The 16,916-nt window shown below is 53.9% G+C and carries 11 protein-coding genes; 8 read left to right on the forward strand and 3 right to left on the reverse strand.

The window, feature by feature from the left end:
* Positions 1 to 54: 54 nt before the first annotated feature.
* Positions 55 to 1,434 (forward strand): F0F1 ATP synthase subunit beta, encoded by a 1,380-nt coding sequence (gene atpD / locus ACSV5M_RS01490; RefSeq protein WP_439173673.1) that lies wholly within the window; start codon positions 55 to 57, stop codon positions 1,432 to 1,434.
* Between the two features lie 57 nt (positions 1,435 to 1,491).
* Positions 1,492 to 1,917 (forward strand): F0F1 ATP synthase subunit epsilon, encoded by a 426-nt coding sequence (locus ACSV5M_RS01495; protein WP_439173675.1) that lies wholly within the window; start codon positions 1,492 to 1,494, stop codon positions 1,915 to 1,917.
* 76 nt (positions 1,918 to 1,993) lie between these two features.
* Here ACSV5M_RS01495 and ACSV5M_RS01500 read toward each other — a convergent pair whose 3' ends face one another.
* Complete coding sequence (locus tag ACSV5M_RS01500) at positions 1,994 to 3,058, reverse strand: glycoside hydrolase family 43 protein (RefSeq protein WP_439173676.1); 1,065 nt, start codon at positions 3,056 to 3,058, stop codon at positions 1,994 to 1,996.
* A 180-nt stretch (positions 3,059 to 3,238) separates the two neighbouring features.
* Here ACSV5M_RS01500 and glmU point away from each other — a divergent pair, with 180 nt between their 5' ends.
* From glmU to ACSV5M_RS01525, 5 genes are all read left to right on the forward strand, one after another.
* Positions 3,239 to 4,600: a bifunctional UDP-N-acetylglucosamine diphosphorylase/glucosamine-1-phosphate N-acetyltransferase GlmU gene (gene glmU / locus ACSV5M_RS01505; protein WP_439173677.1), complete on the forward strand. Its 1,362-nt coding sequence runs from the start codon at positions 3,239 to 3,241 to the stop codon at positions 4,598 to 4,600.
* A 189-nt stretch (positions 4,601 to 4,789) separates the two neighbouring features.
* Complete coding sequence (locus ACSV5M_RS01510; RefSeq protein WP_439173678.1) at positions 4,790 to 6,790, forward strand: glycoside hydrolase family 9 protein; 2,001 nt, start codon at positions 4,790 to 4,792, stop codon at positions 6,788 to 6,790.
* A 263-nt stretch (positions 6,791 to 7,053) separates the two neighbouring features.
* A complete protein-coding gene (locus tag ACSV5M_RS01515) occupies positions 7,054 to 7,821 on the forward strand; it encodes a DeoR/GlpR family DNA-binding transcription regulator (RefSeq protein ID WP_439173679.1) in 768 nt (255 codons plus the stop codon).
* Between the two features lie 149 nt (positions 7,822 to 7,970).
* Positions 7,971 to 9,803, forward strand: coding sequence for a glutamine--fructose-6-phosphate transaminase (isomerizing) (gene glmS, locus ACSV5M_RS01520; RefSeq protein WP_439173681.1), 1,833 nt, complete (start codon positions 7,971 to 7,973; stop codon positions 9,801 to 9,803).
* Between the two features lie 359 nt (positions 9,804 to 10,162).
* Positions 10,163 to 12,022: a di-heme-cytochrome C peroxidase gene (locus ACSV5M_RS01525; protein WP_439173683.1), complete on the forward strand. Its 1,860-nt coding sequence runs from the start codon at positions 10,163 to 10,165 to the stop codon at positions 12,020 to 12,022.
* 30 nt (positions 12,023 to 12,052) lie between these two features.
* On the opposite strand, the gene ACSV5M_RS01530 is transcribed toward ACSV5M_RS01525, so the two are convergent.
* Together ACSV5M_RS01530 and ACSV5M_RS01535 are read right to left on the reverse strand one after the other, a co-directional pair.
* Positions 12,053 to 13,573, reverse strand: coding sequence for a winged helix-turn-helix domain-containing protein (locus tag ACSV5M_RS01530; RefSeq protein WP_439173684.1), 1,521 nt, complete (start codon positions 13,571 to 13,573; stop codon positions 12,053 to 12,055).
* A 164-nt stretch (positions 13,574 to 13,737) separates the two neighbouring features.
* Entirely contained in the window at positions 13,738 to 15,537 is a 1,800-nt protein-coding gene (locus ACSV5M_RS01535; RefSeq protein WP_439173685.1) for an outer membrane protein assembly factor BamB family protein, read from the reverse strand.
* 518 nt (positions 15,538 to 16,055) lie between these two features.
* Here ACSV5M_RS01535 and ACSV5M_RS01540 point away from each other — a divergent pair.
* Positions 16,056 to 16,904: a hypothetical protein gene (locus ACSV5M_RS01540; RefSeq protein ID WP_439173686.1), complete on the forward strand. Its 849-nt coding sequence runs from the start codon at positions 16,056 to 16,058 to the stop codon at positions 16,902 to 16,904.
* Positions 16,905 to 16,916: the final 12 nt, after the last annotated feature.

A 16,916-nucleotide genomic window follows, 5' to 3' on the forward strand; every position in this document is an offset into this window, starting at 1 on the left:
TTTAAACCTTCAGGTCCCGCGAATAGCCAGGCCTGAGATAACGAGGAATCGGAAATGAGTAGCGGACGTATCGTACAAATCATCGGTGCGGTTATCGACGTGGAATTCCCGCGTGATGCCGTGCCTAAAGTTTATGATGCCCTGAAGGTCGCCGAAAAAGACCTGACCCTGGAAGTTCAGCAGCAGTTGGGTGACGGCGTAGTGCGTACCATTGCACTGGGTTCTTCCGAAGGCCTGAGCCGTGGCCTGAGTGTAAACAATACCAACGAAGCCATTAAAGTACCGGTGGGCAAAGAAACCCTCGGTCGTATCATGGACGTGTTGGGCAACCCCATCGACGAAGCCGGTCCTATCGGTGAGCAAGAGCGTATGCAGATTCACCGCGACGCGCCGGCTTACGAAGAACTGGCCGCTTCTGAAGAACTGCTGGAAACCGGTATTAAAGTTATTGACCTGGTATGTCCTTTCGCCAAGGGCGGTAAGGTCGGCCTGTTCGGTGGTGCCGGTGTAGGCAAGACGGTAAACATGATGGAACTCATCAACAACATCGCCAAAGAGCACAGCGGTTTGTCCGTGTTTGCCGGTGTGGGTGAGCGGACTCGTGAAGGTAACGACTTCTACCACGAGATGAAAGAATCTAACGTTGTCGACAAGGTAGCGATGGTGTACGGCCAGATGAACGAGCCACCAGGCAACCGTCTGCGCGTAGCCTTGACCGGCCTGACCATGGCGGAAAAATTCCGCGACGAAGGTAAAGACGTTCTGTTGTTCGTGGACAACATCTACCGTTACACCCTGGCGGGTACCGAAGTATCGGCACTGCTGGGTCGTATGCCTTCAGCGGTAGGTTACCAGCCGACCCTGGCGGAAGAGATGGGTGTACTGCAAGAGCGTATTACCTCGACCAAAACCGGTTCTATTACGTCGGTACAAGCGGTATACGTACCGGCGGACGACCTGACTGACCCGTCGCCAGCGACTACCTTTGCTCACCTGGATTCAACCGTGGTACTGAGCCGTGACATCGCTGCAAAAGGTATTTACCCGGCGATCGACCCGCTGGATTCCACTTCTCGCCAGTTGGACCCGCTGATCATCGGCCAGGAACACTACGAAACCGCACGCGGTGTCCAGTCAGTACTGCAACGCTTTAAAGAACTGAAAGACATCATCGCGATCCTGGGTATGGACGAACTGTCCGAAGAAGACAAGCTGATCGTGGCGCGTGCGCGTAAGATCGAGCGTTTCCTGTCCCAACCCTTCCACGTGGCCGAAGTCTTCACCGGTTCTCCAGGCAAGTACGTACCGCTGAAAGAAACCATTCGTGGCTTCAAAGGCATCCTGGCCGGTGAGTACGATCACCTGCCGGAGCAGGCGTTCTACATGGTAGGTTCCATCGACGAAGCGGTCGAGAAAGCTGCCAAACTGAAATAATGAATCGGCCCGGTGTGATCAAAATACCGGGCCGTTCTCAGCTTGAGAGACAGAGATATGGCTATGACTGTTCAATGCGATATCGTCAGTGCGGAACGCGAGATCTTCTCCGGCCTCGTGGAGATGGTGGTAGCTAACGGTTCCTTGGGTGACCTGGGTGTTAACTATGGCCACGCGCCTTTGTTAACCGGCCTTGAGCCGGGCCCGGTGCGCATCAAGAAGCAAGGCGGCGAGGAGGAAATCTTCTACGTTTCCGGCGGTTACCTTGAAGTGCAGCCTTACCATGTGACCGTGTTGGCGGATACCGCCTTGCGTGCGGACGATATGGATGAAGCGGCGGCACAACAGGCCAAAGAACACGCAGCGCAGGAATTGGCGAACCAGTCGGGCGAGGTGGATTACTCCCGCGCCGCGATCCAGTTGGCCGAAGCGTCCGCGCAGCTGCGCACCTTGCAATCCATTCGCAAAAAACTCGGTAAATAAACGCGCTGTTGTGCGTTTACCAGAAAAAAAGGGTAGCCCAGGCTACCCTTTTTTGTTTTCGTGCAGACCGATAATTTCAAGGTTTGAGCAAAGGCACAGGTGCAATCCCTTCGTTGGTCATTACCACCGGTTTTATTGAACCGTCCTTATTGAAATACAGATGCTCAATGGCCATCAGGCGATGATTCCCGTCGTTGCTGTCCAGCGGGCGGCGGTGGTAGACAATGTACCAGTCATCCGTCCCCGGAATATTGACGACAGAATGATGACCGGCGCCCCTGGCGATTTTGGTGTCCTGTTGCAGGATCTTACCGATGCGTTCGAACGGCCCCAGTGGTGATGATGCCATGGCATAGGCCACGCTGTAATCCGGCCCCGTCCACTCCCCTTCTGACCACATCAGATAATAGATGCCCTTGCGTTTCACCATGAACGCGCCTTCGACATAGTCTTCGTGCGGCGTAATCTCTTTATAAAACTCGCCGTCTGCAAAGGGCTCCAGGCTAAGTAAATCCTTACTCAGCTTGACCACATTGCAACGTTTCCAGCCGCCGTAATACAGATAGAACTGACCGTCATCATCCTGGAATACCATCTGGTCGATGGGCTGCGCGCCCTTGTGGATCTGACCGATCAGGGGTTTGCCCAAGGCATCACGAAACGGCCCCTCCGGCTGATCACTGACCGCAACGCCGATACCGCCCAGCTGCGAATTATCCAGGATGTTGTTCGCACTGAAGAACAGGTAATACTTGCCGTTGGCCGTAACAGCGGACGGTGCCCAGACCGCGTAAGCAGCCCAATCGACATCCTTGATATCCAGCACACGTGGGTGCCGGGTCCAATTGACCAAGTCGGGAGAAGAAAACGCATCCAGAAATGTTTGTTTAAGGAAGGGCGACCAAATGCCGGGTTGGCTGCGCTGTTTACGCTGATCCTCGGTCAGGGTTATGGGCAGATCGGGCGTGGTTTCGCCGGCCGAGTAAGTGGGGTAAATCCAATAGCGGACGTTGAAGATACGTATCTCCGGATCGGCATACCAGCCCGGATGAATGGGGTTGCCCGCCAGACTATGGACACTACAGAGACTTGCCCCGAGCACACAGAAAACCCGGACGAAAAATTTCACAGCGCTATTCATAATGTCACCCGACCAATGATGAAATGACATAGTGTTGATGGCCTGCAGCCAAGTCAAAATCTTTAACAAAGCTTATGACACATAATGCTCGCCGCACGCGTCCAACGGCAGCACCGGCAACGATAAACCGTTAGAATGTGCCCCGATTTATCTATCCACCTCCACCGAAAGGGAATCAACATGCTCGATATTCTTGTTCTCGCCGCCGGCAAAGGCACCCGCATGCGTTCTGACTTACCCAAGGTTCTGCATCCCGTGGGCGGCAAAGCCCTGGTGCAGCATGTGGTGGATACGGCGCGCCAGGTGGGGAGCGAACGCATCTTTATTATCATTGGCCACGGCGCAGAAAAGGTCGAAGAGAAAATGGCCGCGCCGGATGTGCGCTTTATTCTGCAAGCCCGACAACTGGGCACGGGCCACGCCGTACAACAGGCATTACCGCAACTGCGCGACGATGCAACCGTGCTGATACTGTACGGTGATGTGCCGCTAACGCGCGCCGAAACCCTGCAAAAACTGATCGCCCACGTAAATGATCAACAGATGGGACTGCTCACTGTTAACCTCCCCGATCCCACCGGTTACGGACGTATCCTGCGCGACGCGGGCGGCGCGGTGACTGCCATCGTTGAACACAAAGATGCGACGGACGAGCAACGCCAGGTCAAGGAAATCAACACCGGCATCATGGCGGTGAAGGCAAAGCATCTCCAACAATGGTTGCCGCAACTGACCAATAACAATGCACAAGGCGAATATTACCTGACCGATATCATCGCTCTTGCTCGCCAAAACGGTGTGGCGATTCAGGTAGAACAACCCAACGCCATCGAAGAAGTGGAAGGCATCAACAATCGCCAGCAACAGGCGGCACTGGAGCGTTTCTATCAAAAACAAAAAGCCAACGAACTGATGGTCGCCGGCGCAACCTTGTTGGACCCGGCGCGCTTTGATTGCCGCGGCACTATTACTGTCGGCCGCGATGTGGTGATCGACATCAACTGTGTGTTTGAAGGAGATGTCGTACTCGGCGACGGCGTTACCATCGAACCCAACTGCGTGATCATCAACAGCCGCATCGGCAATAACACCCACATCAAAGCCAACAGCCATATTGAAGATGCAGCCATTGCGGGCGATTGCGATGTCGGACCTTTTGCCCGTTTGCGTCCCGGCACGCAATTGGCGCAGGGGGCCAAGATCGGCAATTTTGTTGAAATCAAGAAAGCCGTCATCGGTGAAGGCAGCAAAGTGAATCACCTGAGTTATATCGGGGATACGACCATCGGCAAAAAAGCCAACATCGGCGCGGGCACCATCACCTGTAATTACGACGGCGTGAACAAATTCAAAACCGAGATTGGGGACAACGCCTTTATCGGCTCCAACTCGGCGCTGGTTGCGCCGGTCAAGGTTGGTGCCAATGCTACCATCGGCGCGGGCTCAATTATTACCAAAGATGTTGCGGACGAGGAACTGGCTATCGCGCGCGGCAAGCAACGCAATATTCAGGGCTGGGAGCGACCGAAGAAAAAATCCTGATCGATGGAGCCTGAAAGCCCGGATGTAACGCTGCGACCTGTGTGATTTTTCATGCATAAAAATGCCGGGGCCGATAACAGTGCCCCGGCAGTAAAAAAACCACAATAATGTGATCAAACAGCTGGTAGTCAGCTATGAAACCGATATCATCGGGGCTCTCCATTTAACAATAATAACGAGGCCCGGTTTATGAACATCTCCAGAGTTGCATTGCTCATGCTTATCAGCGGATTGATATCCGCCTGCGGCGGCGGCGGGAACTCGCCCGATCCAACGCCTACGCCCTCCAGTTCCAGTAGCAGTGTGGCGAATTCGAGCGAGGCGTCCAGTTCACAAAACTCTTCTTCCTCTGTTGCTATCCCGACCACTGTGAGTTCATTTATCGTTGTGGATCAATTCGGCTATCTACCTACAGCAGAAAAAATTGCTGTTGTGCGCGACCCACACACCGGCTATGACGCCGCAGAAAGTTTTACTCCCGGTGCGACCTACCGATTAATAAATACCGACACAGGCGAAGTTGTACACAGTGGCACGGTGCAAACCTGGAATGGTGGCGCGACGCATACGGCTTCGGGCGATAAAGTCTGGTGGTTTAATTTCAGCTCGGTTACCGCGCAAGGCAACTATGTTGTTGTCGACGTGGAAAACAATGTTCGTTCGCCCGCTTTCAAAATTAACGCGGGCGTTTATAAACCTGTGTTGAAGCACGCTGTGCGTACTTTCTTTTATCAGCGCGCAGGCACGCCCAAACAGGAACCTTATGCTGAAGCTGGATGGACTGATGCGGCCAGTCATATCGGTGCTGGCCAGGATAAAAATGCGCGCTTGTACAACGATACCGGCAATGCTGCAACAGAACGGGATTTATCGGGCGGTTGGTATGACGCTGGTGATTACAACAAGTACACCAACTGGCATGCTGACTACTTGATCGTGCTGCTGCACACCTACCTGGAAAACCCGGCGGTCTGGACCGACGACTTTAATATTCCCGAGTCCGGTAATGGTATCCCAGATTTAATTGATGAAATTAAATGGGGTTTTGATTGGCTGATCAAGATGCAAGAAGACAACGGTTCTGTGTTGTCAGTAATGGGCTTATCTCATGCTAGCCCGCCTTCCAGTGCGACAGGCCCAAGTTTGTACGGTCCGGCAAGTACCTCTGCAACTCTCACCAGTGCGTCAGCGTTTGCGATGGGAAGCAAAGTTCTCGCGTCACTGGGAATTGCATCGCTGAACACTTATGCGGAAGATCTTGGCAATCGTGCAGAAGAAGCCTGGAACTGGGCTAACGCCAATCCCAACGTAACCTTCTACAACAACGCATCTGAAAGTGGCTCGCTTGGGCTGGCCGCCGGCCAGCAGGAAGTCGATGACGCCGGTCGCGCCGCCAAAAAACTTGCTGCTGCTATTTACCTGTTTGCCGCTACTGGCAACACCAGTTACCGCGATTTTGTCGACACACAATACAACGCTGCGCCTATCGACTGGGTATCTCCCTGGAACGAACCGCAATTAACAAACTTTCTGTATTACGCCTCGCTGCCTGACGCGACGGCAACCGTCGCCAACAACATCAAAACCAACTACGCCGCTGCCATGAATACTGGCGAAAACTGGAGCGCTGTGCGCAACAATGTTGACGCTTATCGCGCGTTCCTCGGCGATAGCAATTTCACTTGGGGCAGCAACCGCACCATGTCCCGCAAAGGCACTACCTTTTATAACTTGCTGAGCTTTGACCTCGGTGAGGTGGACGAAACAGAAGTGCGTAACGCGGCGCTGGGTTATATCAACTACATCCACGGCGTAAATCCCCAGGCCATGGCTTACCTCTCCAACATGGGCAGCGTCGGCGCGCACAGTTCGGTAAATGAGTTCTACCATTCCTGGTTCGCCGACGGCAGCGATTTATGGGACAGGGTTGGTGAGTCAGAGTATGGCCCGGCGCCCGGCTTCCTGGTCGGCGGGCCGAACCCGAGTTACGATTGGGACGGCAACTGCACCTCCCCTAATCCCAACCCCGGTTGTGGCGCCGCCGCACCAACGCCGCCCAGAGGCCAACCGCCAATGAAGTCCTACCTCGACTTCAACACCAGTTGGCCACTCAACTCCTGGCAGATCACCGAAAACCACAACGACTACCAAGTCGCCTACATCCGCCTGCTCTCCAAGTTCGTGCAATAACTCCCAAGGCCCGGTTCAACCGGGCCTCTTTCTTCCATGTAGGTCGGATTAGCGCAGCGTAAGCCGACAGCCCTTCTCAGTAGGTCGAATTAGCCGAAGGCGTAATCCGACAATGTCCTTCTTTAGCGAGATCGCGTCGGCTTACGCTGCGCTAAGCCGACCTACAGGAGCGGCGCTGCCCCGCATTACGCGCTTGCATAAAAGTTTCGAAGGCGTAGAATGCCTTTCGTTTCGAAACTTACGGCATGGAGCCGCCCGCGAAAATGACCAAACGTAATACCCAGCAGCGCCGCCGCGCCATCATTGATCTGCTCAACAGCGAAGGTGAAGTCAGCGTTGAAGCGCTGGCAGCGCGCTTTGAGACGTCTGAAGTTACTATCCGTAAAGACCTGTCGGCCCTTGAAAGTAATGGCTTACTTCTACGCCGGTATGGCGGTGCGGTTCCGGTCCCGCAAGAGCTTATTGCCGACCCATCTATCGAAAAAGTTTCGGTTCGTAAGCAGTCGTTAGCCAAAGCCGCCGCTGAACTCATCCGTGATCACAACCGCATCATCCTCGACAGCGGCAGCACAACGACCGCCGCCCTGCTGCCGGAGTTGTCCCACAAGCAAGGCCTGGTGGTGATGACCAACTCCCTCAGTGTCGCCAACGCCCTGCGCGAGCTGGAAAACGAACCCACGATCCTGATGACCGGCGGTACCTGGGACCCAAAATCCGAAGGTTTTCAGGGTCAGCTGGCGGAGCAGATCCTGCGTTCCTACAACTTCGATCAATTCTTTATCGGCGCTGACGGACTGGATCTGGAGCGCGGCACCACCACCTTCAACGAACTCTACAGCCTCAGCCGCGTGATGGCCGAGGTCGCGCGCGAGGTGATCGTCATGGCCGAATCCGACAAGATCGGCCGCAAGATTCACAACCTGGAATTACCCTGGTCAGCGGTCAGCGTGCTCGTCACCGACGACGGCATCAGCCCCGCGGCAAAAACACACATTGAACAACACGGCGTACAAGTCATTTGCACCCCGTAGGTCGGATTAGCGCAGCGTAATCCGACAAAACCAAACAACAAAAAACAGCGTCACCAGACGCACGAGCCAAAAAATCCGGCACAGCACCGGCTCTCCCACGCAGGAGAGAACCAACAACTGAACAGCAACAAACATCATTGGAGAACAACATGTGTGGAATTGTCGGCGCGGTAGCGCAAAGGGATGTGGTGGATATTCTGGTAGAAGGATTACGTCGCCTCGAATATCGCGGCTATGACTCAGCCGGTGTAGCGGTGATCAACAACAACGGCGAACTGCAACGCCTGCGCCGCCTCGGCAAGGTGAAAGAATTGGCCGATGCGGTAGCCGCCAGCCCGACGCCCGGCGGCACCGGTATCGCGCATACGCGCTGGGCCACCCACGGCGAGCCGAGCGAGCGCAATGCCCACCCGCACGTTTCACCGGATAACATCGCGGTGGTGCACAACGGCATCATCGAAAATCACGCGCGCCTGCGCAGCGAATTGCAAGCGCAGGGTTACAAATTCAATTCCGATACCGATACCGAAGTTATCGCGCACCTGGTGCACCGCGAATTAAAAACCGCCAGTTCTTTACTCGAGGCTGTACAGCGCACGGTTAAACAATTGGACGGCGCCTATGGCACGGTCCTGATGGACCGCAGCGACAGTTCGCGTTTAGTTGTCGCACGTTCCGGCAGCCCCTTGGTTATTGGTCTGGGCATTGGTGAAAACTTTATCGCATCCGATCAACTGGCATTATTGCCGGTCACCCGCCGGTTTATTTTTCTTGAAGAAGGCGACGTTGCAGAAATCACCCGCCACACCATCAGCATCTTTGACAAAGACGGTAATCCCGTTGAGCGCCAGGCCCACGAATCGACGGCCAGTTACGACGCGGGCGATAAAGGCCAATATCGCCACTTCATGCTGAAAGAAATTCACGAACAACCGCAAGCGGTGATGAACACGCTCGAAGGTCGCTTAAGCAACGCCAGCGTGCTCGACGAAACCTTTGGTAACGGCGCGGCGGAATTGTTCAAAAAAGTAAAACACATCCAGATCGTTGCTTGCGGCACCAGTTATCACTCAGCGATGGTTGCGCGCTATTGGCTGGAATCCCTTGCAGGCATTTCCTGCAACGTCGAGATCGCCAGCGAATTTCGCTACCGCAAATCGTTTGTGCAACCCAACAGTTTGATCGTCACCATTAGCCAATCCGGCGAAACCGCTGACACGCTCGCGGCCTTGCGCCTGGCAAAAGAATTGGGCTACCTTGGCAGCCTGACGATTTGTAACGTTGCCGGCTCGTCGCTGGTGCGCGAATCCGACCTCGCGTTTATGACACGCGCCGGAGCCGAAATCGGCGTAGCGTCGACGAAAGCGTTTACCACGCAATTGGTCGGTTTGGCGATGCTGGTGTTAGCTGTGGGTAAATACAATGGTTTAACCGCCGAACAACAAGCCGACATGGTTGCCGCATTAAAAAGCCTGCCAGCCAAACTCGAAGAATCCCTCGCGTTGGCCAATCGCATTGAAGCCCTCGCCGAAGAGTTTGCGGATAAACACCACGCATTATTTTTAGGTCGCGGCGATCAATACCCCATCGCAATGGAAGGCGCGTTAAAGCTAAAAGAAATTTCCTACATCCACGCCGAAGCCTACGCCGCTGGCGAATTAAAACACGGCCCGCTCGCATTGATCGACGCGCAGATGCCCATCATCGTCGTCGCGCCCAATAATGACTTGTTGGAAAAATTAAAATCCAACGTCGAAGAAGTTCGCGCGCGCGGCGGTATCTTATACGTGTTCGCCGATGTGGATGCACACTTCGAATCCGACGAAACCATGCGCGTGATTAACGTTCCCCACGCCCACCCCTGGCTCGCGCCGATTCTCTACACCCTGCCCTTGCAGTTGCTGAGTTATTACGTGGCGATTATCAAGGGAACGGATGTGGATCAGCCGCGGAATTTGGCGAAGAGTGTGACGGTGGAATGAGGAAGGCTTCTTGAGAAACAAAGCATTATAGAAGAACGGATAACAATCCATATCAAGCGTTATATAAATTATTTTTGCCAAGTTAGATCTCATTCATTTTTAGGGCTCCGATATGGGGGCCCTTTTTATAATCTCCGTATTTTTCCGCAACGTGCTAATGGCACGCTATATTCCAAAAAATCCTCAAACGACTCACAGATACAGACCTGTAATAACCTGTAATAACACCTGACGGTATTAAAAACTATTCTCTCAGTAAGCAATAGTGTGGATGCTTTGGCATATAAAGCCCCACTCATAACAGCCTCGTCATTTTTACTCTCACCAACATAAGCCGTTCATTACGAAGGAATGCCATCATGAAAACAAAACCGATTGTTGCTGGAATTCTGGCCGGTGCCACAGCGCTGGTTGGATGTAGCTCGTTCTGGGCAGAGAAAGCGATCACCAGCAGCCCAAGCCAGCTCGCCATCATATCCGACGTCGGTGATGCGCCTCAGCGGATGATGCTTGATCAGAACTGGGACGATAAAACCCGAATGGACTTTTGGTTTACTCCGCAAGGCGCGCGCATTCTTCCCTATACATGGTTTGTCTGGCTCGAACAAAAAGATAAGCAAACCCTGTTTCGTTCCGCTGAGCATATGGAATCTCTTCGTTATCTTCCTATGGCGGAATCTTCCGCAAATCCGGGAGGGTTACCGATAGGATTTACCAAGGAAGTCGATAAAGATTCCCGAACGGCGTGGATGGGTTTGAATTGCGCCGCGTGCCACACTAACCAGATTGATTATGGTGATAAAAAAATTCTGGTTGACGGCGCACCGACGCTCGCTAATTTCGTGGGTTTCTTCAGCGAATTGGTAGGTGCACTCAACCAAACCTACGAGGACGATGCAAAATTCGACCGGTTTGCGCGCAATGTTCTGCAAGATGATTACAGTCAAAGCAAAGCCAAGGCACTGCGCAAACAATTGGGTGAAATCAGTTTCGCGTTATCGGAACGGGAAAATGTTAATCGCCTTCCCACCAACTATCCGCAGGATTTCACCAGCTACGCGCGGCTGGATGCATTTACGAATATTCAAAACGCGGGAACCGCATTCGCTCTCGACGATGTGACCAATCGCAATGCACCTATCGCACCGGTTTCCTATCCCTTCTTGTGGGGTACGCATCAATCCGATGTGGTGCAGTGGAACGCTTCAGCGCCCAATACGCCGGTGGTCGGACCCCTGGTGCGAAATATCGGTGAAGTTGTGGGCGTCTTTGGCCATCTGCAAATTAAAAAGGCGCCGTGGTGGCAACGTTTGTTTGGCCACGATTTCCGCTACCGTTCAACCGTGGATATGATTAATTTGGGGCACCTGGAGGCGTGGGTGAAAGACTTGCGCTCACCGCAATGGCTGGATACGCCTTTGCCTCCCATCAATATGGCTCAGGCAGCGAAAGGTGAGGTGCTGTTCAACACGCATTGCCAGCAATGTCACCAGGTAATCCCCCGCGCAAGAGAAGGAGAAAAGTATACGGCGGTAAAAACACCGGTACGCGAGATTGGGACCGACCCGGATATGGCCTGGTATGCGGACAATCACATGGCAAAAACCCTTATCCTGGAAGGTAGCAAAGAAGGCGTTCTCTTCGGCTCCCCCTTTGGTGCGGAGGCGCCTGCCATCAAGATTCCGGTAAATGGTGTTGTCGGCCTGGTATTGCATGATCCGCTAACGGCACTGAAAGCGGGGCTTATTCCGATGGAGGACAAAGAAAAACATTTATCTGGTGGTTCCAACGCCGAGACGATTAAAAGTTATGTACAACAACATCTGGCTGAGCGCGAAGCGATTGCGGCTGACAATGCCCCGCCTCCGAAAGATGGGACAGAGCAATTCATAGAGAAAGATTTGCAAGGGCTGGTGTATAAAGCGCGTCCTCTCAATGGCATCTGGGCGACGGCACCCTATTTACACAACGGCTCTGTACCTAACTTGTGGGAACTGCTACAGAAACCTGAAAATCGGGTCGCTAGCTTTTGGGTTGGAAGCCGAAAATTTGACCCTGTCAATGTTGGTTTCGTCACCACGGAAGGCCTCAATGAGTTCCAGGTATTGACTCCCGCTGGTGCAATCCAGGCTGGCAACTCCAACCGCGGCCACGAGGCGGGAACAGACCTTTCGGATGACGAGAAAAGGCAACTGATTGAATATATGAAGATGCTCTGAGTGCGTTGATGAATCCGGTTGCGTCAAATATTAATGATATTGAACCCGCAACCCCACTTTTTCCAAAAGCTCACCCCACCGCGGATCCTGGTGCAGCGGTTTATATTTAGGGTCCACCGCCAGCCAGACCAGATAACCCTGGCGTTGTTCGTACGCCTGGTTCAGCCAGGTGAAGGCATCGTCGTACTCTCCGGCTGCTATCGCAAAGCGGGCATAGGATAAGGGCGGTAAATAAAAACCTATGTCCCGTTCTTCCGGGTGTTCGTAAGCGAGCCAGCGGTACACACCTGATAATTGCTTCCCGGCAAAAATGCGGTCCAGGTTTTCCAGCACCTCCGTTTGGTATTCCGCGAGTGCCAGAATTTTTCGCAGGTGGATGTAGGCTTTTTGTTCATCACCTGCGGCTTCAAATAAGCGCAGCGCTGAGCGGTGGTATTGCAAGTCGTCCGGGCGGAAGGTCAGGAGTTTTTCGGTTTCCTTCCAGGATTCTTCGTAGCGGCCCTGCATGGCATAAATCCAGGCGACGGTTGCGATGGAATAATTGAGCGGATTCAATTGCCGCGCGAGCTGAACGTGCCGATAGGATTCTTCAAACTCTCCCTGGGCAAGTAAATATAATCCATAGGTGTGGTGGGCTTCCGCATTATCCGGATCCAGCGCCAGGGCTTTTTCCAGATGGTAGCGCGCGGCTTGGTAATCCCAATCCACAAAGAACAGGATCATGCCCAGAGTTTCATGGGCAAAGGACGACTCCGGGTTGATACGCAACGCTTTTTCGATCAACGCTTTTAATTCTTCGGAGGCGTTGTATTTGATCAACGGCTGTTGGAACAGCAGGTCGCTTTTTGCAAGGGCGAGCTGAACGTAGGCATCGGCAAATTGCGGCTCGTTGCGGATGATGCCCTGCAACAAGTTAATCGCCTGCCGCGTATTCTCTGGCGCAAAGGAATTGCGCAATTCCCGTGCGTGCTGATAGGTTTCCACCAGATCTTTGGAAAATAATGTGTTTGATGTGCTGCTGACAGGTTCCGGCTGCGCGGCAGCAGTGTGCTGCGTAGCGCGATAGGCATTTGCCACAAGCAGAATAGCGATGCTTATCGCAACAAAAATCCCTGTCGCTTTGCGCCAACCCATTATCGGTAATTTTTCTTTCGTTGCTAACGGGGCGCGCTCATCGGTGGCGGCGGCATAGTCGAGCGTGCCCCGGTAGTGCTGTTCGGCCAATGTCATGGTGGCTGCTGAAACCGGGTGAATAAACTGGTAGCCAATACCGGGAATGGTTTTGATGTATTGCGGTGCGCGTGCGGAATCATTAAACGCCTTGCGCAGGCGACTGATGGCCACAGCCACAACGTCATCGACCACTACGCGCCCGTTCCAGATTTCAGCCAGCAGGGTTTGTTTTGAAACGGTACTGCCGCTGTGGGCAATCAGATACAGCAACAGCTGCACTTGTTTGTGTTCCAGTTGGGTTGAATGGTGTTCGTCAGCGACGAGATTGGCATGGGGGTCCAGCCGCCAGTTCCCGATCTGAAGCGTTAGGTTTTGCATAGGTTCTTGCACGTCAGTAGAGGTCATCGTCGGACAGGCTTTTAGCAGGAGGACGTGTCGTAATGCAAATATTTGTGGAGATGTGAAGGTTTATCCGAGCGGCGGAATGGTTGCGGCGGAATCTGGGCAGGAGGTCCCTCTCCCGCCCCGGGATTTAATTGCGCTTATTCAAGCCCATACCGGGCCACCGTATCGATGAGCTGCAGGTCTTGTTCCCTGATGGGCACATTCCAGCCCCAGGTGCGCATGGAAACGTATCCCGAGCCGGGTTCATCACGGAATTGCTTTACCCAAATGGCCGCGCGGCCAAATTCATCGTGGGCCAAAGGCACAATGTTCTGCTGGTTGCCGTGGCCTTTCCCGCGGGTGAGAACCGGTGTGCTGGTGGCCTTCAGCCAGTGCGGCAAGCCCCAGTTTTTACCTTCCTGGGTGGCTTTGCTGTAGTAGTTCCCCGATTCGGTGACATCGGTGAAGGTTACATTCAACAAGCTCATGCCGGGTTCGGGGTCGCGGTCAAAATCATTGCCCGTCTCGTTCATCGAGTAGTAGTTGGGTGGATCGCTGAACCAGAGTACTTTGCCGCCCGCCTCCAGGTATTGGCGCATCAACCCTTTGGATGGCTCGTTGCCCATGACCGGCGCGGGAATGATCGGCAACGCAAATACAATCACACTGGGGGCGCCGTCGCCCAGGCGCGCCTGGATAAATTGCTCCAGCTGGGCGGCTGATTCCAGCCGCTCGTAGCCGCGCTCAGTCAGGTAGGGTGTGACCTTGGGATCAACCACCAGGTATTGCGTCAGGTCGGTGATGCCGGTGGGGTGGTAAATGGCTTTATGCGCGGCCTCGCCTTCAACCAGGGCGTAGAGGTTGCCGTCGTCATTCCCCAAAAAGATAGTCCGGGTGTCCTCGTCGTACACCGGCGAGGAATAAATTTCCTGGCCAATGGCGTACCGCCGGATTTCAGCGCCGCTGGCTTTGTCGAGTTGATACAGCTGGCCGTCGGCCGAGCCAAAATAAACAGACTGGTTGTTGATCAAGGCGGTGGTGTAATTATACGAGCCGGTATGGAACTGCCACTTGGCTTCGCCACTGGCCAGATCAATCGCGCTGAATAAATTGTTGGATGACCAGCCGACATAGACGGTGTTGTCGTCAACGGCGGTGGTCATGGCCCACGCTGAGCCAAAGGTTAGCTTCCATTTGACGGATCGTGTGGTCACATCCACGGCATAGACATGACCATCCCGTGAAGCGATCACCAGGGTATTGCCCACCATGAGTGGCGGTGCATAGATGGATTTGCGGTCGTAACCGTAGTCGTCCGGATTCAGTGCGTGGCCGTCGGTTTCAAAGGTCCATTGCAAAGCGCCGTTGGCCGCGTCCAACACGTAAACCACGCCGTCATTGCTTGGTTGATACACCTTGCCTTGGTGTACCAGGGCGGCGGCGCGAATTTCCGCCGGGGTGCGAAACTTCCATTGCAAACGGCCGGTGCGCTGATCCAACACATACAGGGTGCCATCCCCGGAACCGATATACACCCTGCCCTGGGCGACCACCGGTGCCGCCGTAAAATATTTCCAGTCTGCTTTGGTTGTCAGCTGGTCCGGTTGCATGGAGAAGCTCCATCTCAGCCGCCCGGTGCGACGGTTAACGGCATATACACGGTTGTCCCGGCTGGCCACGATCACCATATTGCCGGCAACGGCGGGTTCCCCGGCCAGTGCGCCGCCCGTTTCAAACGCCCACAGGCATTTGCCGTCCTGTTTGCTCAGCGCATAGAGGCGACCGTCGGTGCTGGCGACATACACGGTGTTATCCGTGACCACGGCATCCGCGCGAAGCGCGCCTTCTGTCTGGAAACGCCATTGGGTTTTCAGACCGCCGGGATCTGCAAACACCATTGAACTGAGTGCAGCGCACAAGGTGAGCAGCAGCATCAATAACACGCCGTTTTTCTTCATCGTGAGTTCCTCTCTGCAAAAGGCTTAGCTTGAAATACATAGGATTGGCTCCGGGTTACCAGGCGTTTTGCGAACGCTGGTGCGTCGGGAAAAGAGTTATTGATAGCTATCAGTGGGCAAGCTTAGGGAAAGGAGGCGCGGGTAACCATCGTGCTTTGTGCGCCAGCAGAAGGGTTTCCACGGGCGTGTGGCAGACAACCCGCGCAATGCCTGGGCCGCCGACCAATGCAACGAAAGCCAAGCTGAGATGAAGCTTTCTAAAGAATCATGAAGCGGCTGAAAACCGCCGGAAAAACAGCCAAAAATAATTTATCTGCCAGTTGTCGTGCAAACCATGACGGTAGCTGATTACTCTGGTCAAAGTCGCACAACATATTCAGCCGATTATCACTGGTGGCCCAAAAACCAAGGGCATAAAGTAATCATCGTTGACGCGCAATGTCGACGAAGCTAATCCGCAAGGAATAGTCCGAAAGAAATAACCCGAAAGGAATGTTTAACTCAAAAGGAATGTTGTTATGAAAAAATCCCCTCTATGGGTGGGTGTGCTGGCCGCACTCACCCTTCAAGCCCCGTTCTATTCTTTCTCTGCCATCGCTGACGACACCAGGACCAAAATCGAGCCGCGCGAATTGATGCAGCAAGCCGAATTGGTCGTTGCCGGCAAGGTGGTTGATATTCAATACAAGGACGCCGAAGACGGCACGCCGCATACCTTTGTGACCTACGCATTAAGCGATGTGATTGCCGGCCGTCCGGACGACAAACAGATTACGCTGCGCTTTATGGGTGGCCGCCAGCAGAAGGGTGACGTGATTCGTTACCTGGACGTTTCGGAGTCACCGGACTTTCGTGTAGGTGAAACGGATGTGTTATTTGTGCGCAAAAATAACACCAGCTTTTGCCCACTGGTGGAGTGCAGCAAAGGTCGGTTTCGCATTCGCGATGGGGTGCTGACCACGGAAGATGATTTGGCCATTGTGGCGACGAGTGAAAAGGAGCTGCGCGTCTCGTCAGCGGTAATTAATCCTGCTACCGGGGAAGCGATAGAGTATGGTCGCGGCCTATCCGCACCGCGTCTTGATTCGTCTGAACCACAGCCCGACCCGGTGCCTGCCAACGCCGTAAAAGCGGAGCAATTTATTGCCGACCTGAAAGACCTGGCGCAAGGTTTCCCCGCATTGCAGGACGGTTCTGTTCGTTTTATCTCTGCCAATATCAAAGACGCCATCAAAGTCCCGGTATTGAAACCGACTACCCCAAGGGACCTTGAATTTACCTCCACCCGTACGCCGGATGCCAGTGATTTTGATCGCTGGGAAGAGGAGATGGTTGAGAAAAATAACGGCAATCCCGTTATCAGATAATCATCGCAACAT

It is taken from the genome of Cellvibrio sp. ARAG 10.3 (genome assembly GCF_051846955.1).
Taxonomy (GTDB): Bacteria; Pseudomonadota; Gammaproteobacteria; order Pseudomonadales; family Cellvibrionaceae; genus Cellvibrio.